Origin of the sequence: Botryobacter ruber (assembly GCF_003347595.2) — a bacterium.
Classification (GTDB): domain Bacteria; phylum Bacteroidota; class Bacteroidia; order Cytophagales; family Hymenobacteraceae; genus Pontibacter; species Pontibacter ruber_A.
The window spans coordinates 1-26,385 of the sequence record NZ_QCZK02000007.1 but is presented as its reverse complement, the minus strand read 5'-3'; the positions used below and the strand labels follow the sequence as shown (position 1 = coordinate 26,385).

The window sequence follows — 26,385 nt, the reverse complement described above, 5'->3', positions numbered from 1 at the left end:
TGAACACGATTCTCAGGATTTGAGGATGACAAGATTTCGGAATACTTATTCTTAATCCTGTTTATCTTTTAATCGTAGGAATCGTGTTCAGGACTAACCATTAACCAACACCCATGCAGAACACCCCTACAGCAGAAAAGTCAACAGCAGCCGAAACAAAAGCGGCTACCATGCAGGCCGCGGTTATCACAGCGCCCCGGCATATTGAAGTACAGGACGTAGCGTTGCCCGATCCACAGCTGGGGCAGGTGCGCCTCAAACTCGAAGGCTGCGGCCTTTGCGCTTCCAGCATTCCGGTATGGGAAGGCCGCGACTGGTTTACTTACCCAGTAGAAGCAGGCAATCCCGGTCACGAAGGCTGGGGTGTGGTAGATGCCGTAGGTGAAGGCGTAACCGGTGTAGCCGTCGGTGACCGCGTAGCAGCCCTTTCCTACAACTCCTATGCCGCCTACGACGTAGCCGATGCCGACAAAGTGGTCAAACTGCCCGAAGCGCTGCACAATCAACCATTCCCCGGCGAGCCGCTGGGCTGTGCCATGAACATCTTCCGCAGGAGCAAAATAGAAGCCGGACAAACCGTCGCCATTCTTGGTATCGGATTCCTGGGGGCACTGTTGGTGCAGTTGGCCAAACACGCAGGCGCCCGGGTCATTGCCATCTCGCAACGCGATTTCTCCCTGGAAATAGCCCAAGAATGCGGCGCCGACGAAGTGATAAAAATGGAAGACCACTGGCAGATCATTGAAAAAGTAAAGCAACTGACCAACGGCAATTTCTGCGAGCGTGTGATTGAATGCACCGGGAAAGAATGGCCGCTGAACCTGGCCGGAGAATTGTGCGCCGAACGGGGGATGCTGGTTATTGCCGGTTTCCACCAGGACGGCATGCGGCAGGTAAACATCCAACTCTGGAACTGGCGCGGCCTCGACGTCATCAATGCCCATGAACGCGACCCGCAGGAGTACATCAAAGGAATAAGAGAGGCTGTCGAGGCAGTAGCAAAAGGAATCCTGCAGCCGGACAGGCTCTACACCCACCGCTATCCGCTGGAAAAAATAAACGAAGCCTTTACCGCCTTAGCCATCCGTCCCAACGGATTTATGAAAGCCCTGATAACCTTTTAGATGATGCAAGACACCCTGACCAACCCAACAACTGAAGCAGGCACAACAGCCATTACAAATACGAGCAAACCAAAATTAGGCTTTCTGGGCGTAGGCTGGATTGGCCGCAACCGCATGGAGGTAATCGCGCAGCACCAGGTGGCCGAAGTTACCTGCATTTCCGATACAGCACCCGAAAATTGTTCTGCTGCACTAGCCACCATACCCTCTGCTCATGCTATAAACTCCCTGGACGCTATCCTGGAGCAAAGTGAAGTAGAGGGCGTGGTAATCGCAACGCCGAGCGCGTTTCATGCCGCACAAACTATTGCTTCGCTTGAGGCAGGCAAAGCCGTGTTCTGCCAGAAGCCCCTCGGAAGAAATGCCGCCGAAACAAAACGAGTTGTAGCTGCTGCACGTAAAGCAGACAGATTGCTCGGCGTCGACCTTTCCTACCGCCATACACAGGCCATGCAGGAAGTGTACAAGGTGGTGCAGTCGGGGGAGCTGGGGCACATTTATGCGGTGGAGCTGGTATTTCACAACGCCTATGGTCCCGACAAAGCCTGGTTTTACGATCCCAAACTTTCGGGTGGCGGCTGCGTGATCGACCTGGGCGTGCACCTGGTCGACCTGGCCCTGTGGGCACTCGATTTTCCGGAAGTACAGAATGTAAAGAGCCATCTTTTTGCCAAAGGGCAGCCCGTTACCAACCCCGACGAGGTAGTAGAAGATTTTGCCACGGCAAGCATGGCACTGGGCACTGGGGCACACCTGCAGCTAAGCTGCTCCTGGAACCTGCCAGCCGGACAGGAAGCCATTATCAGTGCCACTTTTTACGGAACAGGAGGCGGCGTCGCCTTCAAAAACACCAACGGTTCTTTCTACGATTTTGTAGCCGAACGCTATTACGGCACCAGAACTGAACGTCTCTGCTCCCCACCCGATGCGTGGTCGGGCATGGCTGGCGTAGCCTGGGCCGAACGGCTGGCAAAAGGAGAAGGATTTAACAACGAAGCAGAAGAGTATGTGAAAGTAGCAGAAGTATTAGATAAGATTTATGGGAGATATGATGCCGAAGGATAAGGAAGCAAAGCAGCCTTCAAAAATATTAATGACCGCCGACACCGTAGGAGGTGTCTGGACCTATGCCCTGGAATTGATTAAAAGCCTGGAACCCTTCGGGACACAGGTAGCTCTGGCAACCATGGGAGCGCCCTTAAGCCAGGACCAGCGAAAAGAAATTAAAGACATTACCAACCTGACGCTTTACGAAAGCAACTACAAACTGGAGTGGATGGATAATCCCTGGGAAGATGTGGTAGACGCCGGCGAGTGGCTCCTGCAGCTGAACGAGGAAATCCAGCCCGATCTGGTGCACCTGAATGGCATGGCGCACGGCAACCTCGACTGGGGCAGACCCGTGGTTGTGGTGGTGCATTCCTGCGTGCTGTCGTGGTGGAAAGCTGTGAAAGACGAAGAAGCGCCTGCCGCCTGGAACAAGTACCGGGAAATGGTGCAGGAAGGCTTGCAGGCGGCCGACATGGTGGTAGCGCCAACACAGGCTATGATGCGCCAGGCAGAGCTGTATTACGGACCGTTCAAGCGCAGCACTGTGATCTACAATGGTCGGGAGCAGCAGCAGTTTCAGTTTGGGAAAAAAGAGCCATTTGTGTTCAGCATGGGCCGCGTCTGGGACGAAGCCAAAAACATTTCGATGCTCGCCCACATCGCCTCCGACCTGCAATGGCCGGTCTACATTGCCGGCGACGACAAGCATCCAGCCACCGGTGAAGTTATTGAGCTGGAGAACGTCCACTTCCTGGGTAAGTTAACCGACAAAGAAGCCTCCGACTGGCTGGCCCGGGCCTCTGTTTACGTATTGCCAGCCCGTTACGAACCGTTTGGCTTATCCATCCTGGAAGCAGCCATGTCGGGTTGTGCTTTGGTAGTAGGTAAAACAGAAAGCCTGGCAGAAGTGTGGGGCAACGCCGCCAAGTTTGTAAGTCCCGACGATGCCGACGAACTGCGCGATACCGTCAGCACGCTGATCGAAGACGAGTTCACTCGCAACATCATGGCCTGCCGCGCCGTCAAGCGCTCCCACGGCTACACCTCCAACCACATGGCCGAAGACTATAATTATGTGTACCGCCAGCTTCTCCGCTTCCCGATGGCAGCAGTGGTGAGTTAGAAAGTTTAGGAGTTTGGGAGTTTAGGAGTTAGAGAGGTAGAGAGGTAGAGAGGTAGAGAGGTAGAAAGTTTAGTGGTTATCCTGACCTCGCAGCGTCTTTTAGACCTGCGAGCGTTTCTGGGAGTTAGAGAAGGTAGCAAAACTTTTCTGCTCCTGCCACCACTGCCTCTGCTCCTGTAAACTTGTTCCGGCAGAAATTCATAGTCATCAATCAAATCACAAAAATCAGCGGTTCAGACAAATAGCACATTAACACATTAAAAAATCAGCAAATCAACCTATGAACATCACCCTCTTCTACCACTCCATCCTCTCAGACTGGAACCACGGCAATGCCCATTTTTTGCGGGGTATTGTGCGGGAACTGCAGGAGCGGGGGCACAAGGTACGCGTATATGAGCCCGAAAACGGCTGGAGCCTGCAGAACCTCATCGAAGGCTACGGAAAAGAAAAGCTGGACGAACTGCAGCAGTACTATCCCGGCATCAGCACAAATTTCTACACACTCGATTCGCTGGACCTGGATGACGTGCTGCGGGATTCGGACCTGGTGATTGTGCACGAGTGGAGTGAGCATGAGCTGGTGAAGCGGGTAGGGGAGCACCGGGCCAAAAGCAACTACAAACTGCTGTTCCACGACACGCACCACCGGGCGGTAACCGAACGCAAAAGCATGGCCAATTACGACCTCACACACTACGACGGCGTACTGGCTTTCGGCAAAGTTATCCGCGACCTGTACCTGCAGGAAGGCTGGACCTCCCGCGCCTGGACCTGGCACGAAGCCGCCGATGCCAACGTGTTTTACCCGCACGAAAGCAAAGAACTGGCAGGCGACCTGGTCTGGATCGGTAACTGGGGCGACGAAGAGCGAACAGCCGAGCTGCATGAGTTTTTGATAAACCCCGTGAAGGAACTGGGGCTGAAAGCTAAAATCTATGGAGTGCGTTATCCGGAGCATGCGCGCAAAGCCTTAGCCGATGCCGGTATTGAGTACGGCGGCTGGCTGCCCAACTACAAAGCAGCCGAAGAATTTGCCAAATACAAAGTAACGGTGCACGTGCCGCGGCGGCCGTATGTGGAGGCACTGCCGGGCATCCCGACCATCCGCCCCTTCGAGGCCATGGCTTGCGGGATTCCGCTCATCTCCTCGCCCTGGGACGATGCCGAAGGTTTATTCACGCCAGGCAAAGACTTCCTGGTTGCCAGAACCGGCGAAGAAATGAAGCAGCAGCTGCAGTTGGTGCTAACTGACGCAGAAAAAGCAGCGGAGCTGGCGCAGAACGGGTTACACACCATCCGCAGCCGCCATACCTGTGCCCACCGCGTGGACGAGCTGGAAAGTATCTGCCGGGAACTGGGCATCGAAACATCTACAATAACCCCAAAAGAAACCGCTATTGCATGAAGACGAAAAAACTGAAGGTTGCCTTCTTTGGCTCCAGCCTTGTGTCGGCTTACTGGAACGGGGCCGCTACTTATTACCGTGGCATCGTGCGGGCGCTGCACGAACGGGGGCACCAAGTTACGTTTTACGAACCCGATGCCTACGACCGCCAGCAGAATCGCGACATGCCAGATCCGGACTGGGCAACGGTGGTGGTCTACGAAGCCACAGAAGAAGCCGTGCACCGCTGCCTGGCGCAGGCTGCCGAAGCTGACATGGTAGTTAAAGCCAGCGGCGTAGGCGTTTTCGACGAACTGCTGGAGCGCGAAGTACTCAAGCTACAGACAGACGACAGGCTGGTGGTGTTCTGGGATGTAGATGCGCCCGCCACCTTAGACCGGGTACACCACAACCCGCAGGACCAGTTTCACCAACTCATCCCGCAATATGATATGGTGCTGACCTACGGCGGCGGGCAACCTGTGATAGACGCGTACGAGGCACTGGGCGCAAAAAAATGCGTGCCCGTCTACAACGCCCTCGACACTGCCACCCATTTCCCTGTTCCTCCTGAAGAGCGTTTTGCCTGCGATCTGGCATTCCTGGGCAACCGCCTGCCGGATCGTGAATCCCGTGTGGAAGAATTTTTCCTGAAACCGGCTGCGGCCACGCCGGATAAAACATTCATCATCGGCGGGAGCGGCTGGGGCGATAAACCGATGACTCCTAACGTGAAGTACGTAGGCCACGTGTACACCAAAGACCACAACGCCTTCAACTGCACACCCAAAGCCGTGCTGAACATCAGTCGCGAGAGCATGGCCCGCTACGGTTTCTCGCCCGCCACCCGCGTGTTCGAAGCAGCCGGCGCAGGCGCTTGTATCATTACCGATTTCTGGGAAGGCATTGATTTCTTCTTCGATCCGGGTAAGGAAATACTGGTCGCGAAAAACGGCGACGAGGTAGCCAACATCATGGCAAATCTGACGGAAGAAGAAGCGAAGCGTATCGGAGAGGCTGCTTATAAAAAGGTGCTGTCGGAGCATACCTACAACCACCGGGCAGAGCAGCTGGAGCAATTGCTCTATGCGAAGGTAAAGCAGGAAGACAAGGCTCTTGCATAAAATTGTACACCTCCCGCAAGTTTAGGCGCAGCCGTAACTTGTGGGGTAACATGAGGCAAGTTTTCAACTTACGTGCTTATGAAAGCTGATAGTTTACGGAAGTTGAAAACTTCCTTTCATGATAAGCCACAAGTTACGCTGCGCTAAACTTGCGGCAGAAATTTTCTTTCGAACATTTTCGTCCGAAAGCCTTCTGAAAAGGACATCCGTGTCCGGGACAGCATACATGAATCAAGAAGAAAATCAGTATGAACATCGTTATTTTAGGATTATCCATCACCTCCAGTTGGGGTAACGGCCACGCCACTACCTTCCGGGGACTGGTGCGTGAACTGAACAACCTGAAGCATGAGGTACTCTTCCTGGAAAGGGATGTGCCCTGGTACGCCAGCAGCCGCGACCTGCCCAACCCGGAGTACTGCCAGACAGAACTGTACCAATCGCTGGATGACCTGAAGCAGCGTTTCACCGAACAGGTGCGCGAAGCGGACCTGGTGATCGTAGGCTCCTATGTGCCCGAAGGGGTGCAGGTGGGAGAGTGGGTGGTGCAGACAGCCCGGGGCATCAAAGCCTTTTACGATATCGACACGCCCGTAACGCTGGCCAAACTGGAGCGGCAGGATTTTGAATACCTGCACCCGCGCCTCATCCCGCAATACGACCTGTACCTCTCCTTTACCGGCGGCCCGACACTGGACCTGCTGGAGCAGAAGTATGGCTCGCCTATGGCACGCGCGCTGTACTGCTCCTTCGACCCCGACCTCTATTTCCCGGAACGGCAGGTAATACAATGGGACCTGGGCTACCTCGGCACCTACTCCGAAGACCGGCAGCCGCCACTGGAGAAGCTGATGCTGGATGCAGCCCGCATCTGGCCCGAAGGTAAATTTGTAGTAGCCGGTCCGCAGTACCCGGAAACGGTGCACTGGCCTGCCAATACGCAGTACATCCACCACCTGCCACCGGCGGAGCACCGGAAGTTCTACAACAGCCAGCGCTTCACGCAAAACATCACCCGTGCCGACATGATCAAAGCCGGTTACTCGCCCAGCGTCCGCCTCTTCGAAGCAGCCGCCTGCGGTACACCCATCATCTCCGACTACTGGGATGGGCTGGATACCGTTTTTACCATAGGCAGCGAAATACTGGTAGCCTACTCGGCAGCAGACACCCTCCAGTACCTGCGGGAAATGAGCGAGAAGGAACGGAAAGTAATAGGCGAGCGCGCCCGGCAGAAGGTGCTGACACAGCATACGGCTGCCCACCGGGCACAGGAACTGGTAAACTATGCCAGAAATCTCATGTCGCTGGCGGTAAAGGAGTAGAAGATAAAATATGTAAAAGTCCCCCTTTGAAGGGGGTAGGGGGATGTTTACACCTGCGCATAAAAGCTTTCGATGTACAGACCTGTCTTTTATTTTCCTCAGGTCGTTCAACATCCCCCTTACCCCCTTCAAAGGGGGACTTTCTTCACAATTTGTAATACCGCTTAACCCAAACAACATGAACATACAGCAGGAAATCGAACAGCTAGGTCCCTGGTTCCACAACATCCACCTGCCAACTGGCGAACAAACGGCACCCACTCACTTCCTGGGCGATTTTCCCGCCTTCAAGTGGAAAGAACTGGAGGCTTATATTCCCGCAGATTTAACGGGCTGGAACGTGCTGGACATTGGCTGCAACGCCGGCTTTTACTCCATCGAGCTGGCGAAGCGGGGGGCGCAGGTGCTGGGAATAGATGTTGATCCGCATTACCTGAAGCAGGCGGCCTGGGTGGCGCAGCAGTTCGGGCTCGAAGATAAAATTGAACTGAAGCAGCTGCAGGTGTACGACGTAGCCCGCCTCGACCGCACGTTTGATTTAATCTGGTATATGGGTGTACTGTACCACCTACGCTACCCACTGCTCTCCCTCGACATCCTGGCGCAGAAGGCAACAAACTTAATGGTGTTCCAGACCCTGACCATGCCGGGCGAAGAAGCTGCGGAAACCCCGGACGATTTTGGCATAAACGACCGGCAGCGGATGCTGGAGCCAAGGTGGCCGAAGATGGCTTTCATCGAAAAGAAAATGGCGGGCGATATAACGAACTGGTGGGCGCCCAATCATGCTGCCATCAAAGCCATGCTCCGTTCCTGCGGCTTTACCGTCACCCAGCGTCCGGGCCATGAGCTTTATATTTGCAAAATAGACGAACAGTTGCGCAAAAATAACCAGTGGAACCAGTCGGAGTACTTGTCGGCGGTTGGCCTGGAGTGGGATGAGGCTGTAAAGGAAAAAGTCGCCGCTAAAAACGAATACATGACCACTGCTCCTGCCGGAAATAAATAACAGAAAGCATTCCTCTGCTTCCTGGCCTGCTGTATCTGAAAACAGCAGGCTTTTTTGTGTCTAAAAGTTTGCTGCTCCTGCCACCATAGCCACTGCTCCTGTATTAATACCAAATCGTATTTACACAGTTCCCCAAAACTACTCCCACTTTGGTCATCTTATCGGGATATTGTGGGCGAACTGCACTTAGGTCAGCTAAAAGGGTTTTCTGAAATGGAAGTTACTTTAAATTTATTTGGTGTTGTTAGTTCAAAGACTTGTCGTTAATAATTTAATGCGATGTAAAACAAGCGGCTATTTATAAGTAGATTATCTGTTGATGTGCTAACAACCGGTTGTAAAGTAAAGTAGAGCCTGCCGGGACAGGTGAAAAAAAACAACGACATTAGTTAAACTATCGGGCAGAACAAATGTCTAAAACTTCGAAATTTGGCAATTGTTATTTATACCCGGAATGAAACATTTATTACTATTGCTGGTCTTTATGGCCGGCTTTTTTCAAGTTCACGCACAGGGGCAGCGACAGACGGTGTACGGTACCGTGCAAAGCCAGCAGGATAACACTACCCTGCCCGGTGCCAGTGTCGTGCTGACCAAAACGGCTGATGGCACCACCACCGGCACCGCTACCGATCCGGATGGCAAGTTCAAACTGGAAGGGGTGACGCAGGGCGAGTATACCCTGAAAGTAAATTATATTGGCTTTACAACGCTTACCAAAACCATACGCGTACAGAATGCCGCACTTAACCTGGGTACACTACAACTAGAAAGCGAAGCAAAAAACATCAAGGAAGTGGAGGTAGTGGGCCGTGTGCCACTCGGTGAGCAGAAAGGCGATACCACACAATTCAACGCCAAAGCCTTTAAAACGGCCCCCGACGCCAGCGCAGAAGACCTCGTGACCAAGATGCCGGGCGTAACCGTACAGAATGGAACCATTCAGGCGCAGGGCGAGGACATCAAACAGGTAATGATCGACGGCAAGCGCTATGTGGGCGAGGATGTGAATTCAGCCATGCGGAACCTGTCTTCCGACATGATCGAAAGCGTACAGATTTTCGACGGGCAAAGCGACCGGGCTGCCTTCAGTGGCTTCGACGACGGCAACCGCGTGAAAACCATCAACTTCACCACCCGCCGTGACCGCAGGCAAGGCTATACTGGCAAGGCATCGGCTGCTTACGGTACAAATGAGCGCTACATGGTAGGTGCAGCCGTTAACTACTTCAACAACAACCGCCGCATTACCTTCACAGGGCTTACTAACAACATCAACATGTTCGATTTCTCAGTGGGTGAAACACCAGGCGGTGGCATGCGTGGTCGCCGGGGCGGCTGGGGACGTAGCTCACCGAACGGTATCATCAACACGAACAACATCGGCTTAAACTACAACGACAACTGGGGCAAAAAGATGGAAGTGGCAGCCAGCTATAATTTTTCGAGAAGGGAAATTAACAACAGCCAGTATTCTTTCGAGGACTTTTTAAATATTGACCAGACACAAACAACCAACAGGGTGAACCTGAACACGGAGGAAAGCCACCGGTTAAATTTCAGGCTGCAGTATAATATAAATGAGAACAACAGGTTGTTGATCACACCAAACATTTCTCTGCAGAACGATTATAGCACAATAAATGCACTGACCGTAACAGAGACATCAGAAGAAACTATTGGTACATCTGTTATTACGAACAAATCTGATAATGCCAGCCTTAATTTCAACAACAATGTTCTCTACTCGCACCGCTTCGGAGAGTCAGGGCGCATTTTTACTGCGAATCTCAACACAAATGTAAATAACGCTGATGGCGATGAATTCCAGTTTGAGGATACAAAGAGTTTTGTTAATCAGAATGGAAATAAATACCGCGACCAGTACTTTAGCACCGATAGAAACAGCTTCAGCTGGTCCGGGAATGTGAACTACTCCCAGTTTATAAATAACAGCAAAACGGCTCGCCTGCAGTTGGAGTACAACATCAGCAACCAGCGAAATGATAACGACCGTATTGCTTACAACCGTCTGGCCGATGGTAGCCAGTATACCGATACAATAGCCAACCTTAGTAACTCATTTGAAAGCAATTATCTTGCGCATAGCATCGGGCCAAGCTACCAGTATCGTACGGATAAAGTAAGATTTCAGGTAAATACGCTCTATCAGTACGCAACACTTGAAAATGATGCTACCTACCCGCTGGACTATGATTTAAAACAAAGTTTCGGCAGTGTGCTGCCATCAGCAGAGTACGAGTATAAATTTACAAATACCCGTAACCTCAGGTTGGAATACCGCAGCAGTACCAATGTGCCGTCAGCAGACCAGTTGCAGGATGTGCTTAACCTGGCGAACCCGGTGCAGCCGCGCATAGGTAATCCAAACCTGGAGCAGGATTTTCAGCACCGGTTTACCATACGCTTCCGTAATTTCAGTCCGGAAACAAGCAAAAACTTTTTTATGGGTGTATTTGGTACTTTAACCCAGGATGCGGTAGTTAACAGTGTTTACATGGTCAGAACTGTGCAACCAGGCGAAGAGCCTGCTATTCCTACCAACAATCCTGAAGTACGCGCTATTTTCAATAATTACGAACAGCAGACAGGAAACTTTTTGCTGGATAGGCCTGGTGCCAGGCTTATCCGCCCGGTTAATATGGATGGTAACTGGAACGTGCGGTCATTCTTTAATTATGGGCAACCGGTTAACTTTATCAGTTCAAGTGTTAACATAAACGGTGGAGTAGGTTTTTCCAGAAACCCGGGCATGATTAATGATACCATCAACTTTGCCAGCACGACGAGTGCTGGAGTAGGTCTGCACCTGAGCAGCAATATCAGCGAGAAGGTAGATTTTAATATTTCGACCAATGCCAGTAAAAATTTCGTGCGCAATACCATTCCGGGTGAGAACACAAACTATAACTACTTCAGCCAGAACACGAGCGTGCGCCTCAACTGGATTATCTGGAAAGGGTTGGTTTACCGCACCGAACTGGCGCACCAGTTTAACCAGGGGTTAGCGAGGGGTGTAGATCCGAATTTTACCTTATGGAATATGAGCATTGGCAAAAAACTGCTTAAAAATCAGCAGGCTGAAATTAGTTTGAGTGTAAACGACCTCCTGAATGAGAACACCAGCATCTCCCGGAATGTGTCTTCTTTTTCAGTTGTTGATACCCAGTCCACCGTGCTGCAGCGCTTCTTTATGCTGACCTTCTCCTACAACATCCGCAGCTTTGCCGGTGCCGCACCTCCGGATGAAAATAACCGTGGCGATCGTCCGGGAGGATACAGAGGAGGACGTTAACCGCAAGCGAAACAAATAAGAATAAACAGGAAAGCCTGTAGCGCGAACGCTGCAGGCTTTCCTGTTTTCGGACCATCTGCTTCATAACTTATCCTGCCACACCTACTGCCTGTGAACAGAAAAACGTCGGATGGAATCTGCAATGGTTTGCTTTTTAGTTTAATGCTGTGGTATCCTGATGAAGTGGAACCTGCAAGAAGCTGAGGGAGTGGTGGCTGGGGCAGTAAAAAAAACGGGTAACGCTTTTACAACTGGAGATTCATCTGCAAAAGCGTTACCCGTTTATAAGTTGGGTGTCGTTATTTGTTGTAAATAGCAATCGCCTCTTCCAGTTTTCTTTCAACGGGAGCTTTGTTTATCAGCGGAACTGTTAAGGTAAGGGCTCCTAACAGGATCAGGGGCGAAATTTTGGTGTCCAGACCTGTTTCAATGAACGGCGCCTCGTTGTTGTTATTAATCTTGTGCATGTGCACAATGCCGGCTATCCACATGCTGCCGCCTGCAACCAGGCAGATTTTGTTTGTCATATTCAGCCTGTTTACCTCCTGCAATTTTTGCCTGCTCGCCTGGTTACCGGAAAGGGCAGGTGCCAGGTTTTTGTAGCTGATTTTCCGGATGGGGCCATTGCTTACCTGGAAGTAATCAGGTTTAGCTGCTGGCGCCCGTCCACCATACGGGTCTGCTGTAGCGTTAGAAACTTTATTCCGGAAGTAGGTGGTTACCTTGCCCTTGTTGTTTACCTTCAGCAAATCGCCTTCTCCGGCTTCGTTTACCTCGGCCCAGTAGAAAAAAGAAGTGCCGTCTTTGTAGTATTTAATTTCATTGGAGGGGAGTTTGTATTGGCTGTCCACCCGCAGGTAAGGCTTTTGCAGGGGCAGTGCCATGGGCTTGATCGTTTCCGGGTATATGACAGAGCCATCTTTCAGGGCAATGAGTAGCGGTTCGTCCAGTAGTGGCTTTTGCTGGCCCAAAGTGTTCAGTGCCATTATAAGTAACGGCAGAAGCAGAAATGAAGCTTTCTTCATGTTGGCTAAAAGTAATTTGATTGGGGCTTGTGTACCTGTTGTTGAAATTTTTATCAAAATTATAATAAAATTTTGTAATATAAAGCAGGTTTAAAGATTGCCTCAAAATATTTTTCATCAGGAATAACTACCGTAGTCGCATGATAACTGCAGGGAAAGCTGTGTAAAATACTGGAATGCAGCCTTTTAAATATCCAGGAAAGAGCGGGCGCTTGCTGGTGAGGGAAGTTAGAGGAATAGGTACAGTACGTGTTTTGTTAGCCTACAGGATTTTCAGAACCGGCGAAGCTGGTTTTGGTTAAAAGTCCATTCGGGAGTGAAGAGTTGTTTGCCGAAACGGGTGCTGTACCAGGGGCTTTTGTCCGGGTCCATGGGATTGCGGAGAATGTGGATCTCCTGGGCGGGCATGTAACTTTGGGCCAGCAGGAACAGCTTTTCGCCGGTTGCAGGGTTTACTGCTGCGTCCACCACAACCACGGCATGCCCGGGGCTGCCTCCTTTTATGAACACATCGCCTGCCTGTAGCGCTGTTACCTGAACTGGCTTCAACTCCTTCTCCAGCGACAGGGTGCCGGCGTAGGTGAAGACAAGCTGCAGGTACTCTTTAAAAGACGCGTAAGTGGTAGCAGGAGCAGCTCTTTTAATCCAGCTGCACGTGTTGCCCCGTACCTGTATCCGGTTGCCCTGCCGCCAGGTGGCATAGTCGGCACGGAAGCCGCTGTTGAAGTTAAAACGGATGCTGTCGTATTGCTGCTGCTGGTACAGGTGCTCCGCCCGCAGCCGCATAATGGCATCGGCACACTGCTGCAGGTTCTGCTTCCCCACATCTATGTCCAGTACCGCTTCATACACGCCATCGTTAGCCTTTACCGTGCCGTCGTAATAATGAACCACGGCGCCGTGTGGTTTGAGTGGGAAACTGCGCAGGTAACTGGCAAAGGAGCCCTGGGGGTAGCTGACGCGTGTAAAGCCTTTGGGGAGCCGGAACCGTTCGGCTATGGTTGCACCTTCTGGATTTACCAGGACCTCGGCTGTGGCAGCGGGAGTAATGGTTTCCTGTACCTGCTCGGCCCGGGATGTGCAGGCACACAGGCAGCAGGAGAGCAACACGTACAGGCAGTAGCGGAGCAGCATAAAAGTAGCATAGGTACAACTAAAGGTACAAAACAGCCAGCTTATCTCAAATCAGTTTTTACGCTGACTCAAACGAATATGGCAACTGGAAACTCAGCCCGTGGTGGCGGTGGTGGATTTGCTGCAGGTAATTGTCGAGTTCGTTTTTGTATTCGAGGTGGTAGTCTTCGTGCAGGTTTTTGCGGATAAGCTGGATGGTGCGCAGCAGCAGGCGGGCGGTGGCGGTATAAAAGCCTTTGTAGTAGCTGTCGAACTGGCCGGTAAAGTTGTCGAATATCAGCCGGAGCACGTAGAGGTGCAGGTCCACTTCGGTTTTGGGGTCTTTGGTGATGCGCTTGTAGCGGGCAATTTCCTTCATGACCTTCCGCAGCGATTTCGCCAGCGCCTTGCTCAGGGTGCGGCCGGAGGTATGCAGCAGCATTTCCCGGATTTTTTCCGCAGTCTGCTCATACACCACCTGCACCGTAACATCTTCGAGCAGCTCAAACGACAGCAGCTCATACAGCTCCGCATCGCGCCTGGCAGCTTTCAGGATAATGGCTTCCTTTTCCTTGTCGGTGAGCTGGCGCACGGCCTGTCGGAAATCAGGTGAAATAGCGGGCATAGGTGTTGATTCTGATTATGATTTCTGTTGGTACGATAGATAACGTCTTGCAGTTGGCGCCGGTGTAGCCTGTTATGCGTGGCAGCAATGGCCAGAAAGGAGGAGCAGACGGAATGGTGGCTGCTGCAGCAGAATAAAGCGCTTGTTTTTGTAGCTGCTGCGGCTTGCTTCCGCCGTTTCCGCAGCGCCTGGGGCTGTTTATTGGCTGCTGCAGCCTTGTTCCGGAGAGATTGCAGCCGCCTAAGTAGCAGGCAATAATGCAATTAGTTTTGCACCTTGCATATCAATCTCTATAAAATTTCGTAAATTTGTAGTATGAAAAGTATGAATACAGGAACTGAAATTCTGCATCAGGAAGAGATTGATGTGCTGGAGGAAATAACTGATCTCCGTAATCTTGTGGTCTACAACGACGATGTAAATACCTTTGATCATGTGATCGATACGCTTATAAAAGTGTGCAGGCATACGGCAGAACAGGCAGAGCAGTGTACGCTGCTAATCCATTACAAAGGCAAATGTACGGTAAAAACCGGCTCCTACGAAGAACTGGAGGGAATGTGCACCGCGCTGCACGACAAAGATCTTTCGGCTAATATTGAATAACAGGAGGGTTGGATGAATTTTCCGTCTAAGTTAATCGAGAATGCCGTGGAGGAGCTGGCGAAGCTGCCGGGTATTGGTCGTAAAACTGCCCTGCGTTTAGCCCTGCATTTGCTTAAAGAGGAGTCGGAAGAGTCTTTTCAGCTGGCAGAGGCGCTGGTGAAAATGCGTACCGAAGTAAAGCACTGCAGCGTTTGCCATAACATTTCGGATACGGAAGTCTGCAGCATCTGCGCCAACCCGCTGCGCGACCGCAGCCTGCTTTGCGTGGTAAGCGACATCCGCGATGTCATCGCCATCGAGAACACAGCACAGTATAAAGGCCTGTACCACGTATTGGGTGGCGTTATTTCGCCCATCGAGGGCATCGGCCCGTCCGATCTGCACATTGAGTCGCTGCTGGAGCGGCTGCCAAACTCCGAGGTGAAGGAAATTGTGCTGGCCATCAGCCCAACCATGGAAGGCGATACCACCGGTTTTTACCTGACCCGCAAGCTGCGCGATATGAACGTGCGCATCACGACCATTGCCCGTGGCGTGCCTGTAGGAGGCGAACTGGAATATACCGACGAAATTACGCTGGGGCGCAGTATTGTGGAGCGAACAGCCTATGGGAAAGTGTAGAAACTTACAAATATTTGTAAAAGATACAGTTTTTTAGCTGTATCTTTTTTATTTTAGAGCCTTTAAGCAATCGATTGTCCCATTTTTGCCCTGAAGCTGGAGTGTAAAGCTGTCCGGGGAGTTAACATTGTCGCGTTTTGAAGAAGCTATCTGTAATTGTTGTGAGCTACAATGTTCAGTATTTCCTGGAACAGGCACTTTCGTCTGTCCGGGATGCGCTCGCAGGTATTCCTTCCGAGATTTTTGTGGTAGACAACAACTCAACAGACGGTTCTGTGGAAATGGTGGCAGCCAAATTTCCGGAGGTGAAACTGATCGCCAATACCGGAAACGTAGGCTTCTCAAAAGCAAACAACCAGGCCATAGAAGCATCTACCGGCGAGTATGTGCTGCTGCTGAACCCGGATACGGTGGTGCAGGAAACAACTTTCCGCAAGTGCCTGGCCTTTATGGATGAACACCCCGACGCCGGCGGCCTGGGCGTGAAAATGATAGACGGGGCCGGAAAGTTTCTGCCTGAATCGAAACGCGGTTTGCCGACGCCAATGGTGGCGCTGTGTAAAATAGCAGGTATCTCAAGACTTTTCCCCAAATCCAGAACTTTTGGCCGTTACCATTTAGGCTTTCTACCGCCCGACGAGCTGCACGAAGTAGAGGTGCTGTCGGGTGCCTTTATGCTGATGCGCCGCGAAACGCTGGACAAGGTGGGGCTGCTGGATGAATCCTTCTTTATGTATGGCGAGGATATCGACCTGTCGTACCGCATTGTGCTGGGCGGTTACAAAAACTACTACTACCCCGGCACCACCATCATCCACTACAAAGGCGAAAGCACCCACAAAGGCAGCCTGAACTATGTGCTCGTTTTTTACAAAGCGATGGCCATTTTCTATAAAAAGCATTTTTCCCATTCCAACGCGCTTTTCTTCTCAAAGCTCATATTGCTGGCTATCTATTTACGGGCGGGTTTATCGGTGGTGATGATGCCGCTTCGCAAAATGCTGGGCATAACAGGGCGGCAGCTGGAAAACCGGAAAATGGCAACCGGCAGAAACGTGCTGGTAGTGGGAGAGGAAGAGGAGTATGAGCGGGCGCTGCAAATACTGCTGCAGAGCGGAATAGAAGCGCGTTATGTGACCCGCATTGCTGCAGCCGACGCAAAAGGTAAAGGTTCAGAATTCTTCCTGAAACAGTACAAACCCTCAGAAATCGTTTTCTGCAAAAAAAGCCTGACCTACGCCTGCATCATAAAAAACATTGCAGCCCTTTCCGGGAAAGGAATCACCTGCAGCATTCTGCCCGATAGTTCGGACTTTATTATCGGGAGTACCTCCAAAGACGACCGGGGCTATTATTATACCGCCAAATCGGAGGTGGGGGAAAAACTGCTCGTGTTTGTGTAGCAAAAACAACTCCGTTTTTTCAATCTGCTAAATTTTCCAGATTTCCTTTTTAATTTCCGCTGCTTATTCCCAATTTACCTGCCGGAATGGAAACGGCTTTGCCATTAAAGTCAGATGCTGTTGGCAAGTCTGTTTCAGATTAACTAACTTTGTTTTCAAATTTATAACCATATGTACGATACAGAAGCGGTGAACATTGTCCTATCTGACAGAATAACTGCATTGGCAGAGTCACAGACTATCGCCATGGCAAAAAAAGGCCGTGAACTGGCGGCCCAAGGATTCGATGTAATAAACCTGAGCTTTGGGGAGCCGGATTTCCAGACGCCTCAATACATCAAAGATGCTGCTAAAAAAGCCATCGACGACGGGTTTACCTTTTACACGCCGGTGCCCGGTTACCCGGAGTTGCGCCAGGCCATTGTTGACAAGCTAAAACGCGATAACAACCTGGACTACAAACCAGAGAATATTGTGGTTTCTACAGGTGCCAAGCAGTCTATTGCCAATGTGGTGATGTGCCTGGTAAACCCTGGAGATGAAGTGGTTGTTTTTGCCCCTTACTGGGTGTCGTATGAAGAGATTGTGAAGCTGGCCGAAGGGGTTCCGGTTCCGGTAATGGGAACGCTGGAGAACGACTACAAAGTAACAGCCGAGCAACTGGAGAAGGCCATTACGCCAAAAACCAAACTGGTGATGTATTCTTCGCCTTGTAACCCAAGTGGTTCCGTGTTCAGCAAAGATGAACTGGAAGCGTTGGCAAAGGTGCTGGAGAAACACCCGCAGGTGTTTGTAATGGCTGACGAAATTTACGAATACATCAACTTCGGTGAAAAGCATGCCAGCATCGCAGGCTTCGATTACCTGAAAGACCGTGTGATTACGGTGAACGGCTTCTCGAAAGGCTATGCCATGACGGGCTGGCGCGTTGGTTATATTGCAGCGCATAAAGAAATTGCTTCTGCCTGCGATAAAATGCAAAGCCAGATTACGTCCGGTACCTGCTCTATTGCCCAGAAAGCGGCTTATGCTGCACTGCAGGGTGGTTCAGCGTCTGCCGAGGAAATGGCTGCACACTACCTGCGCCGCCGCGACCTGGTGCTGGGCCTGATGAAGGAAATTCCTGGCTTCAAAACAAACGTACCAAACGGTGCCTTCTATATTTTCCCGGACGTGAGCTACTACTTTGGCAAGAGCGTAAACGGCAAAACAATTAAAGACTCATTTGACCTGAGCATGTACCTGCTCACCGATGCCTATGTGGCGCTGGTAAGCGGCGACGCTTTCGGAGCTCCAAACTGCATCCGTTTCTCGTATGCAACCTCCGACGAAAAGCTGGTTGAGGCGATGAAACGCATCAAAGAGAGTCTGGCAAAACTTCAGTAATGACTCAACTTACCGATTTGGAAGCCATTTTTCAGGCTTTCAATAAGCTTACGGTGCTGATTGTGGGCGATGTGATGATCGACTCCTACTTATGGGGCAAGTCGAACAGGATATCCCCGGAGGCGCCGGTACCAATAGTAAATGTAGTAAAGCGCGAAAAGCGCCTGGGTGGGGCCGCCAATGTTGCACTGAATGTGCAGGCATTGGGGGCCACTCCTTTACTATGCTCTGTCATTGGCGACGACCAGGACGGGGCAGACCTGCTGCGCCTGCTGGAAGAGCGGGAACTCGCTACGGAAGGTATGGTGCAGAGCCCGGAGCGGGTAACCACCATCAAGCACCGCATTATTGCCGGTGCCCAGCAACTGCTGCGCGTAGACTCCGAAATAGAGCACAACCTGACCGACTACGAAGAACGCCACCTGGAAGAACGCTACCTGAAGCTGCTCGACCAGGCTGATGTGGTCATTTTTGAAGACTACGACAAAGGCATCTTCTCCGAAAAGAACATCAGCCGGTTTATACAAGCGGCCAGGCAGCGCAATATCCCCACCGTAGTCGATCCCAAGAAAAAGAATTTCCTGAGTTATGTGAGCTGCAGCCTGTTCAAGCCAAACCTGAAAGAGCTGAAGGAAGGGCTGAAAGTGGACTTTGCAGACGAAAACCTGCATGCCTTCGAAGACGCCGTAGCCACCCTGCAACGCAAGCTTAACGTGGAGCAGGTACTGGTAACGCTGTCGGAGCGGGGGGTGTTTATTGCCGATGGCGGAACAAATACCTACATCGAGGCCCACCGCAGAGCCATTTCCGATGTGTCGGGTGCGGGCGATACCGTAATCAGTATAGCAGCCCTGTGTATGGCGCTTCGGACATCGGTGCCTTTTATGGCCGGGTTAAGCAATTTGGGCGGAGGATTGGTGTGTGAACAGGTGGGCGTGGTGCCTATAAACAAGCAGAAGCTGCTGGAGGAGGCAAAGCAACTGAAGCTTTTCCAACTGCACGAGCTGAAAAGTGCCTGAGCACTTCGTTCCGGTTTAATCCCTTGCCTGACCGGCAACTTCGTGTTGGCAGTAACCGGTACAACTTAAATTTTAAATGTGGTAAACTTCCACCATCGGACAGCAACAAGTAGTTTTTACCTGGCTGATTTCTTTAAATGGAAGGAAGTGCAGAAGAAATGGTGACAACGGCAGCAGAATAAATTTAGTAAATTTACTGCCGCCTTTGTCACCATTTTTATTTTTGAAGTCGTAACAGGGTTTTATACCTCATGAATACAGAAAAACTAAACAGGGTATTATACGACAGCAAGCTGAAAGCTTATGCTGCCATGCGGCGTGTCACCTATTCGCTTACGCTGCTGGCTATTGCCTTACTGGTGTATGCGCATGGCATTGTGGAGAGCCCCGTGGAACTGCAGCTCATTTACTATGCGATCGACGGTATCCTGGCTGTTTTTGTCATTATTTACCTGCTCCGTATTCTTTATACCTTCGAGCGGATAAAATTCCTGCAACGTACCTGGTTCGAGGGGCTCCTGATGCTCCTTATTTTTGTAAACCAGATAAGCACGTACGTCCTGCAGATACCGCTTATTTACAACATCTTCGAGAGCATTGATATACCCATGTCGGTGGAGATTTACCGCGCCTCGGTTTCCATTTACATGCTGCTGTTGCTCATAATCGAGCTGCTCCAGACGAAGGTGCACCTGAAAACACTGCAGCTTCAGCCAAATGTGACGTTCCTGTTCAGTTTCCTGTTCCTGATTCTGCTGGGTACGGGCCTGCTGATGATGCCTAAAATGGTGACTGCTTCGGACGGCATGAGCTTTGTTGATGCGCTGTTTATGGCCACCAGCGCTTCGTGCGTAACAGGGCTGGCTGTAGTTGATCCGGGTACCTATTTTACACAGGCAGGGCAGGTGGTGCTGTTGTTGCTGGTGCAGTTAGGCGGTTTGGGCATCCTTACCTTCGCGACCTTCTTTGCTACCCTGATGCGGCAGGGGGTGGGTATCAAGCACAGCGTGGCCATGTACGAACTGATGGAAAGCGAGTCGCTGTATTCCACAAAAAACCTGCTGCGCAAACTGGTGGTCATGACGCTGTCGATTGAAGCGATCGGGGCCTTTGTTATTTTTAATACCTGGGGACCGGAGGCACAGTTCGGATCGCTGGGGAACAAGATTTTCTTTTCGGTTTTTCATTCGGTGTCTGCCTTTTGCAATGCAGGCTTATCGCTCTACCCGGAAGGACTTTACACGGAGCCTGTCCGGGAGGCTTATATCCTGCACCTGACCATGGCGGTGCTCATTATTTTCGGCGGTATTGGCTTTCCAACGATCATCGATGTGTTTTCGCCGGAGGCCATGCGCACGCGCATGGTTTCGCCCTGGAAGAACTGGCGCATGCTTACCCGGATTACAATTTACACTTCTGCCGCGCTGCTTGCACTCGGTACAGTGGCTTTCTTTCTGCTGGAGTACTACAATACGCTGTCGCACCTTAACTTTGTGGAGGCGCTGATCACAGCCTTTTTCCAGTCGGTTACCACCCGTACGGCCGGCTTTAATACCGTAGAAATTTCGGCCCTGACCTCGCCTACGATCCTGCTGTTTATATTCCTGATGTTTATCGGAGCCTCGCCGGGATCTACGGGAGGCGGTATCAAGACCACCACCTTCACGGTAATCATTCTTTCTGTTATCACCACCATCCGGGGGAAACGGAATGTAGAAATTGGCAAAAGGTCTATTCCGCACTCGGTCTCTTATAAAGCCTTCTCTGTTTTTACCTTCGCGGCCAGTATCAATATCCTGTTCCTGTTTTTCCTGTCTATAACCGATGGGCAATACGATATGGTCCGGCTGGCTTTTGAGCAGGTATCGGCTTTTGCTACGGTAGGCCTGAGTACGGGTATAACGGCAGGTTTGTCGGATATGGGCAAGGGCATTATTATTGTGTCGATGTTTGTGGGCAGGGTGGGGACGCTTACGCTGGCGCTGGCATTAAGTACGCGGGCTACTTCAACGGCTTACAAATACCCGGTGGCGCACCTGGCGGTGGGTTAAGCAACCTGGCACAAAAAATCAGCGGCGTGTACGACAGCTATTCTCAACTGTGGTACACGCCGCTTCTGGTTTTAAGAAAATCTTCTCTTATCCTTCTTTATTCACGATGGAGCTGTATTCTTTTACCGTCTGCACGAAGCATTTTACTTTTTCGGGGTCGGTATCGGGGTAAACGCCGTGGCCCAGGTTGGCAATGTGGCGCTGTGGTCCGAATTCTTTCAGCATGTTGATGGTTTCTTGCTGGATGGTTTCAAAAGAGCTGTAGAGCAGGCAGGGGTCCATGTTGCCCTGCAGGGTTTTATTTGGTCCTACCTGTTTCCTGGAAGTGCGGATATCCATGTTCCAGTCCAGCCCGATGGTTTCGCAGTTCAGGCGGCTGAAATCTTCCAGCGCAAAGAAAGCACCTTTGGCAAACACGGTTACAGGCACATCGCGGATGGCATCGCAGATCTCGCTGATGTAAGGCAACGAGAAAGCCCGGTAATGCGCCGGTGGCAGGATGCCTGCCCACGAATCAAATATCTGGATCAGGTTGGCGCCGGCTTTTACCTGTGCTTTGAGATAGGCAATGGTCGTATCGGTGATCATGCGCAGCAACTGGTGCGCCAGTTTGGGGTTGGTATACAGCATGCCCCTGGCGGCGGAGAACGTTTTGGAACCGCTGCCTTCTACCATGTAAGCCAGAATGGTCCAGGGGGCGCCGGCAAAACCGATGAGCGGAACACGGCCATTCAGGGCGCGTTTGGTTATTTTAATCGCTTCCAGCACATAGCCCAGGTGCTCCTGCGGGTCTGCCACCCGGAGCTTTCGCAGGTCGTTTTCGGTACGGATCGTGCTCGGGAACCAGGGGCCTCTTTTTTCCTGCATCTCGTAAACCAAACCCATGGCTTCGGGTACCACCAGGATATCGGAGAAAATGATGGCGGCATCCACGTCCAGGATATCGACGGGTTGTATGGTGACTTCAGCGGCCAGTTCCGGCGTTTCAACAAGTTCCTTAAACCCGCTCAGGCTCGCACGCACTGCTCTGTACTCGGGTAAAATGCGACCGGCCTGGCGCATGAGCCAAACAGGCGTACGTTCCACTGCGTCTCCTTTGGCAGCTCTTAAAAGCAAATCGTTCTTCAGTTGCATGGTGCAAAGATACTCATTTTACTTTTGGTTGAATTGCTGAAAAGTTAAATTGTTGAATGGTTAGATGGTTAAATGGCTGGAAAAGTTAGCCAGTAAGAAATGTTTTATCCCTTTCTCTCGCAATCAATATTGGAAAGCAAACATGTAATCACATACATCATTTTATCCTGTCATCAACGGTTCAGACAAGGAGCAGTGGGTGTGGTGGCAGCTGCAGCAATGTTTTTTACTCGCTGAAGAACAGCGCCCGCAGCGCCGACATGATAAAGTTCACCCCAATAGACAGCACGATAAAGCCCATGATGCGGGAAAGCGCCGCTAAGCCTGATTTCCCCATAAACCGGGTCAGCTGAAACGAAAACCGCAGGATAATATACGTAACGATGGCCAGAAAAATGATTCCCACCAGGATGAGCGCCATATCAAAGTAGGAGAGGGAGGTGGTGAAAAGGCCGATGGCAATGGCAATGGAACCAGGACCGGAGAGCATGGGCATGGCCAGCGGCGTAAACGAGATGTCCTCTTTCTGCTGCCCTTCTTCCTCCACGTCAGGCGAAATCTTGCGTTTGTTGGCGCCGGGCGTGAGTAAATCGAAGCCGGCCCGCATAATCATCAGGCCGCCGGCAATGCGCAGGTCGTGTATCCGGATGCCAAAAAAGTTGAGCACATACTGCCCTGCCAGGAAAAACACCACCAGGATACCCACCATGTAAATACAGGCCCGCAGCGCCTGCTCGTTCCGGCGTTCCTCCGTATCGTCCTGCGTCAGGGTTAGAAACACCGGCATGGCTCCGAACGGGTTTACAACAGAGAAAAGTGCCGTGAAAGTAGCAAGTATGATTTCCATAAATCAGATTTGATGCAAAAAGCCATTTATTCTTTACAGAAACAACACTTGGTTTGGAATAAAACTTTTTTGAGGAGCAGGTGAGACTGTGGTGGCTGGTGCAGCAGAACTTTTACCTGTTTTTCTGCCAGAAAAGTCTGCTGCAGCTGCCTACACACCCGCTGCACCTCCTCAAAGCCATTTACTCCTGCACAAATTAGCACATTAGCACATTTACCACTAATTTTGGCGTTTCAGGAAATAACACTACTATACTATATGACAGGAGAAGTAAAGCTGGGCATACTGGGCGGCGGCCAACTGGGCCGGATGCTGCTGCAGGCCGGGCTGGATTTTAACCTCTACACGCTCATCCTCGACCCCGATAAGGATGCGCCCTGCAAGCCGCTGTGCAACGAGTTTTATGTGGGTAGCTTCCGTGATTTTGATACGGTGTACAACTTCGGGAAGAAATGCGACATCGTTACCATCGAAATTGAGCACGTGAACTGCGATGCGCTGGCAAAATTGGAGGAAGAAGGCGTAAAGGTGTATCCCGATGCCCGCACCGTCAGAACCATCCAGGACAAGGGGGCACAGAAGGAATTTATGCAGCAGCACAACATTCCAACTGCCGACTTCCGCCTGCTCCAAAACAAGCAGGAACTGCAGGAAAGCCATCTTGCTTTTCTGCCTGCGTTCCAGAAGCTGCGCCGCGAGGGCTACGATGGACGTGGCGTGACACGCCTTACCTCTGAATCTGACCTGGGCAAAGCATTCGAAGAACCGTCGGTGCTGGAAAAGCTGGTTGATTTCGAGAAAGAGATTTCGGTGATCGTGGGGCGTAACGCCAATGGCGAGGTGGCGGCTTTCCCGGTGGTGGAGCTGAGTTTCCATCCGGAGCACAACCTGGTCGATTCGTTGTTTACGCCAGCCAATGTGCCGGCGGACCTGCAGCGGCAGGCAACCGAAATCGCTACCCGTGTGATTGAGGCGTTCGGTATGGTGGGTATCCTGGCCGTGGAAATGTTCCTGACCAAAGACGGGCAGATTTTAGTGAACGAAGTGGCGCCACGTCCTCACAACAGCGGCCACCACACCATTAAAGCTAACTTTACCTCGCAATACGAACAGCACCTGCGCGCCATCCTGAACCTTCCGCTGGGCGACACCGATATACAGAGTGCTGCCGTTATGCTGAACCTGCTGGGTGAGCCCGGTTATTCCGGTGAGGCAGTTTACCAGGGGCTGGAGGAAGCCCTGCAGGTACCAGGTGTTTACATCCATTTGTACGGGAAGAAATATACCCGTCCTGCGCGTAAAATGGGGCACATCACTGTGCTGGGCAAAAGCCTGGAGCAGGCACAGGAGCGGGCAGCATCGATCAGAGACGTAATCAAAGTAATAGCATAACATGGCCGAAGAAACTGTAAAAACACCACACGCACAGCCTCAGGTAGGCATTATTATGGGTAGCCTATCCGATAACAAAGTAATGGAAGCTGCTGCGGAAGTACTGGATGCGCTGGGCGTACCCTTCGAGATGACGATTGTGTCGGCACACCGCACGCCGCACCGCATGGTAGAATATGCCGAAAATGCCCGCAAAAGAGGCTTGAAAGTAATCATAGCCGGAGCCGGTGGCGCTGCGCATTTACCCGGAATGGTCGCCTCAATCACCACCCTGCCTGTTATTGGCGTACCAGTTAAATCGTCTAACTCTATCGATGGCTGGGATTCGGTGCTGTCTATCCTGCAGATGCCGGGCGGCGTGCCGGTAGCTACGGTAGCTCTGAACGGTGCGCAGAATGCCGGCATACTGGCGGCACAGATTCTAGGCACCAGCAACGCAGCTGTGGCTGACAGGCTGGAGAAATACAAGAACAGCCTGAAAGATAAAGTAATGCGTTCTGTTGAAGAGTTGAAAAGAGGAGATTCCCACCTGGATTAAGGGGAGCTTGATATAAAAAGGAAAAAGCAGCTGAAGATTGGCCTTCAGCTGCTTTTTTGTTAAGAAGTCAAACGTGAAATTATTGCTGGTTCGCCTTGCTGGGCAGGTAGATTTGCAGTCCTAAGCTAAGCGACAGACCGGTTTGGGTATTGTCGTCTACATCGACATTTGCATTGCTCCTGATGAGGTTTACCATCCCTTCCAGCGCCACATTGGAAGCCACAAAATGGGCATAGCCGGCGCTGATGCCATATACCCTAGACACAACGGTGCCAGTGTCTTCGCCAGGTTGTGTGCTGCCTGCAATTCCCAGTACTGCCTCGCCAAACCAGCGGTGGGTAGGGGCGGAGCCTTCCGGGAAGTAGTAGCGTGCAAAGGGAACTAAGCCATAGCGGAACAGGTTTTCGCCGCTCCAGATGGTAGCCCCTAGCTGCACCTGTGCACCAATAACAGCATTATCGCTGATAAAATAACCCGCCCTGGGGCTTAAATCAAACGAAAAGGTTTCGGAGCTGAAGTTGTGACCAATGTTCCCGATACCGGCGCCCACCATCCAGTTCCCTTTTTGAATAGCATCACCGGAAACAGCTGCGGTCGTCTGTGGTCTGGAAAAGTCCTGTGCAGTTGCCTGAAACGTTAAAGCCAGGAGTGCAGCTGTTAAGAGTAGTAAATTTTTCATAGCTTTATCTGTTAGTTCAACATATGTTCATATAAAAATTAACGCTGTCGAAGCTTAATTGTTTAGAGTTTCACCATATTCTGTAGTTTTCTAATACAAAATAGGCACTCTGCCGGAATGTGTAAGTGTTTCAGTAATCTGTAGCCACCTGTAGAGTTTGGTTGAAATATCCAGTTAGGGTTTGTTATGAAAACCAGTTCGCACCACTTGCGATAGCTGAACTGTTAAATCACCTTGTACTTCTTTCCCTGATCTTCGCTTCATCGGAGTTGTCCGCTCACTTACAGGAATAGTTTCTGTAAACTGCTCCAACTGGATAGGTGGAGGGAATTAGCCTGTTTTTTTAAATTCTAAAAATGAGAAAAGAGGATAATTTTAGGTGGGTCAATATTCTATAAATGGGAATAATCTTGAAGTTGTCCTGTGTTGTTTTTGTAGTTATGGAAATTGTTTTATTGTATATATTTTATTCTGATGGTAAATATATT

General features: G+C 51.1%; 22 protein-coding genes. 16 read left to right on the top strand and 6 right to left on the bottom strand.

Features of this window, described 5'->3' with window-relative positions:
• The first annotated feature begins 113 nt into the window (after nt 1–113).
• From DCW36_RS01190 to DCW36_RS01155, 8 genes are all read left to right on the top strand, one after another.
• Complete coding sequence (locus tag DCW36_RS01190; RefSeq protein ID WP_205702850.1) at nt 114–1,124, top strand: MDR/zinc-dependent alcohol dehydrogenase-like family protein; 1,011 nt, start codon at nt 114–116, stop codon at nt 1,122–1,124.
• The gene (locus DCW36_RS01185; RefSeq protein ID WP_240675998.1) at nt 1,125–2,189 is read left to right on the top strand and encodes a Gfo/Idh/MocA family protein; all 1,065 of its coding nucleotides are present in this window, start codon (nt 1,125–1,127) and stop codon (nt 2,187–2,189) included.
• Nucleotides 2,164–3,297 carry a glycosyltransferase family 4 protein gene (locus DCW36_RS01180; RefSeq protein ID WP_240675997.1) on the top strand — a complete coding sequence of 378 codons (1,134 nt, stop codon included), beginning with the start codon at nt 2,164–2,166 and terminating at the stop codon, nt 3,295–3,297. Before DCW36_RS01185 ends, DCW36_RS01180 begins: the two co-directional genes overlap by 26 nt.
• Nucleotides 3,298–3,577: 280 nt before the next feature.
• Nucleotides 3,578–4,705, top strand: a complete 1,128-nt coding sequence (locus DCW36_RS01175; RefSeq protein ID WP_114783747.1) for a CgeB family protein — start codon at nt 3,578–3,580, stop codon at nt 4,703–4,705.
• Nucleotides 4,702–5,808, top strand: coding sequence for a CgeB family protein (locus DCW36_RS01170; protein WP_114783745.1), 1,107 nt, complete (start codon nt 4,702–4,704; stop codon nt 5,806–5,808). Before DCW36_RS01175 ends, DCW36_RS01170 begins: the two co-directional genes overlap by 4 nt.
• A gap of 248 nt (nt 5,809–6,056) precedes the next feature.
• Nucleotides 6,057–7,133 (top strand): CgeB family protein, encoded by a 1,077-nt coding sequence (locus DCW36_RS01165; RefSeq protein ID WP_114783743.1) that lies wholly within the window; start codon nt 6,057–6,059, stop codon nt 7,131–7,133.
• Nucleotides 7,134–7,311: 178 nt separating this feature from the next.
• A complete protein-coding gene (locus tag DCW36_RS01160) occupies nt 7,312–8,142 on the top strand; it encodes a TIGR04290 family methyltransferase (protein WP_114783741.1) in 831 nt (276 codons plus the stop codon).
• A 454-nt stretch (nt 8,143–8,596) separates the two neighbouring features.
• Nucleotides 8,597–11,458: an outer membrane beta-barrel protein gene (locus DCW36_RS01155; protein WP_240675996.1), complete on the top strand. Its 2,862-nt coding sequence runs from the start codon at nt 8,597–8,599 to the stop codon at nt 11,456–11,458.
• Between the two features lie 299 nt (nt 11,459–11,757).
• Here DCW36_RS01155 and DCW36_RS01150 read toward each other — a convergent pair whose 3' ends face one another.
• From DCW36_RS01150 to DCW36_RS01140, 3 genes are all read right to left on the bottom strand, one after another.
• Nucleotides 11,758–12,444 carry a hypothetical protein gene (locus tag DCW36_RS01150; RefSeq protein WP_114783737.1) on the bottom strand — a complete coding sequence of 229 codons (687 nt, stop codon included), beginning with the start codon at nt 12,442–12,444 and terminating at the stop codon, nt 11,758–11,760.
• Nucleotides 12,445–12,756: 312 nt separating this feature from the next.
• The gene (locus DCW36_RS01145; RefSeq protein ID WP_114783735.1) at nt 12,757–13,617 is read right to left on the bottom strand and encodes a DUF4846 domain-containing protein; all 861 of its coding nucleotides are present in this window, start codon (nt 13,615–13,617) and stop codon (nt 12,757–12,759) included.
• A gap of 58 nt (nt 13,618–13,675) precedes the next feature.
• On the bottom strand, nt 13,676–14,221 hold the full coding sequence (locus DCW36_RS01140) for a hypothetical protein (protein ID WP_114783733.1): 546 nt from the start codon (nt 14,219–14,221) through the stop codon (nt 13,676–13,678).
• Between the two features lie 324 nt (nt 14,222–14,545).
• Here DCW36_RS01140 and DCW36_RS01135 point away from each other — a divergent pair, with 324 nt between their 5' ends.
• The 6 genes from DCW36_RS01135 (at nt 14,546) to DCW36_RS01110 (ending at nt 21,307) form a co-directional block, all read left to right on the top strand.
• Entirely contained in the window at nt 14,546–14,827 is a 282-nt protein-coding gene (locus tag DCW36_RS01135; RefSeq protein WP_114783761.1) for an ATP-dependent Clp protease adaptor ClpS, read from the top strand.
• Nucleotides 14,828–14,839: 12 nt separating this feature from the next.
• Nucleotides 14,840–15,448 (top strand): recombination mediator RecR, encoded by a 609-nt coding sequence (recR, locus tag DCW36_RS01130; RefSeq protein ID WP_114783731.1) that lies wholly within the window; start codon nt 14,840–14,842, stop codon nt 15,446–15,448.
• 137 nt (nt 15,449–15,585) lie between these two features.
• Entirely contained in the window at nt 15,586–16,851 is a 1,266-nt protein-coding gene (locus tag DCW36_RS01125; RefSeq protein ID WP_114783729.1) for a glycosyltransferase family 2 protein, read from the top strand.
• 171 nt (nt 16,852–17,022) lie between these two features.
• Nucleotides 17,023–18,237, top strand: coding sequence for a pyridoxal phosphate-dependent aminotransferase (locus tag DCW36_RS01120; protein ID WP_114783727.1), 1,215 nt, complete (start codon nt 17,023–17,025; stop codon nt 18,235–18,237).
• On the top strand, nt 18,237–19,256 hold the full coding sequence (locus DCW36_RS01115) for a bifunctional heptose 7-phosphate kinase/heptose 1-phosphate adenyltransferase (RefSeq protein WP_114783725.1): 1,020 nt from the start codon (nt 18,237–18,239) through the stop codon (nt 19,254–19,256). The genes DCW36_RS01120 and DCW36_RS01115 overlap by 1 nt, the downstream gene beginning before the upstream one ends.
• A 251-nt stretch (nt 19,257–19,507) precedes the next feature.
• Nucleotides 19,508–21,307 (top strand): TrkH family potassium uptake protein, encoded by a 1,800-nt coding sequence (locus DCW36_RS01110; RefSeq protein ID WP_114783723.1) that lies wholly within the window; start codon nt 19,508–19,510, stop codon nt 21,305–21,307.
• Between the two features lie 87 nt (nt 21,308–21,394).
• Here the strand turns inward: DCW36_RS01110 and hemE are convergent, their stop codons facing one another.
• Together hemE and DCW36_RS01100 are read right to left on the bottom strand one after the other, a co-directional pair.
• Nucleotides 21,395–22,441, bottom strand: a complete 1,047-nt coding sequence (hemE, locus tag DCW36_RS01105; protein ID WP_114783721.1) for a uroporphyrinogen decarboxylase — start codon at nt 22,439–22,441, stop codon at nt 21,395–21,397.
• A 226-nt stretch (nt 22,442–22,667) separates the two neighbouring features.
• The gene (locus DCW36_RS01100) at nt 22,668–23,288 is read right to left on the bottom strand and encodes a MarC family NAAT transporter (protein ID WP_114783719.1); all 621 of its coding nucleotides are present in this window, start codon (nt 23,286–23,288) and stop codon (nt 22,668–22,670) included.
• Between the two features lie 258 nt (nt 23,289–23,546).
• Between DCW36_RS01100 and DCW36_RS01095 the strand changes: the two genes are divergently transcribed.
• Complete coding sequence (locus DCW36_RS01095) at nt 23,547–24,680, top strand: 5-(carboxyamino)imidazole ribonucleotide synthase (RefSeq protein ID WP_114783717.1); 1,134 nt, start codon at nt 23,547–23,549, stop codon at nt 24,678–24,680.
• A gap of 1 nt (nt 24,681) precedes the next feature.
• Nucleotides 24,682–25,218, top strand: coding sequence for a 5-(carboxyamino)imidazole ribonucleotide mutase (purE, locus tag DCW36_RS01090; protein WP_114783715.1), 537 nt, complete (start codon nt 24,682–24,684; stop codon nt 25,216–25,218).
• 79 nt (nt 25,219–25,297) lie between these two features.
• Here purE and DCW36_RS01085 read toward each other — a convergent pair whose 3' ends face one another.
• Nucleotides 25,298–25,897 carry a hypothetical protein gene (locus DCW36_RS01085; RefSeq protein ID WP_114783713.1) on the bottom strand — a complete coding sequence of 200 codons (600 nt, stop codon included), beginning with the start codon at nt 25,895–25,897 and terminating at the stop codon, nt 25,298–25,300.
• Between the last annotated feature and the right edge of the window lie 488 nt (nt 25,898–26,385).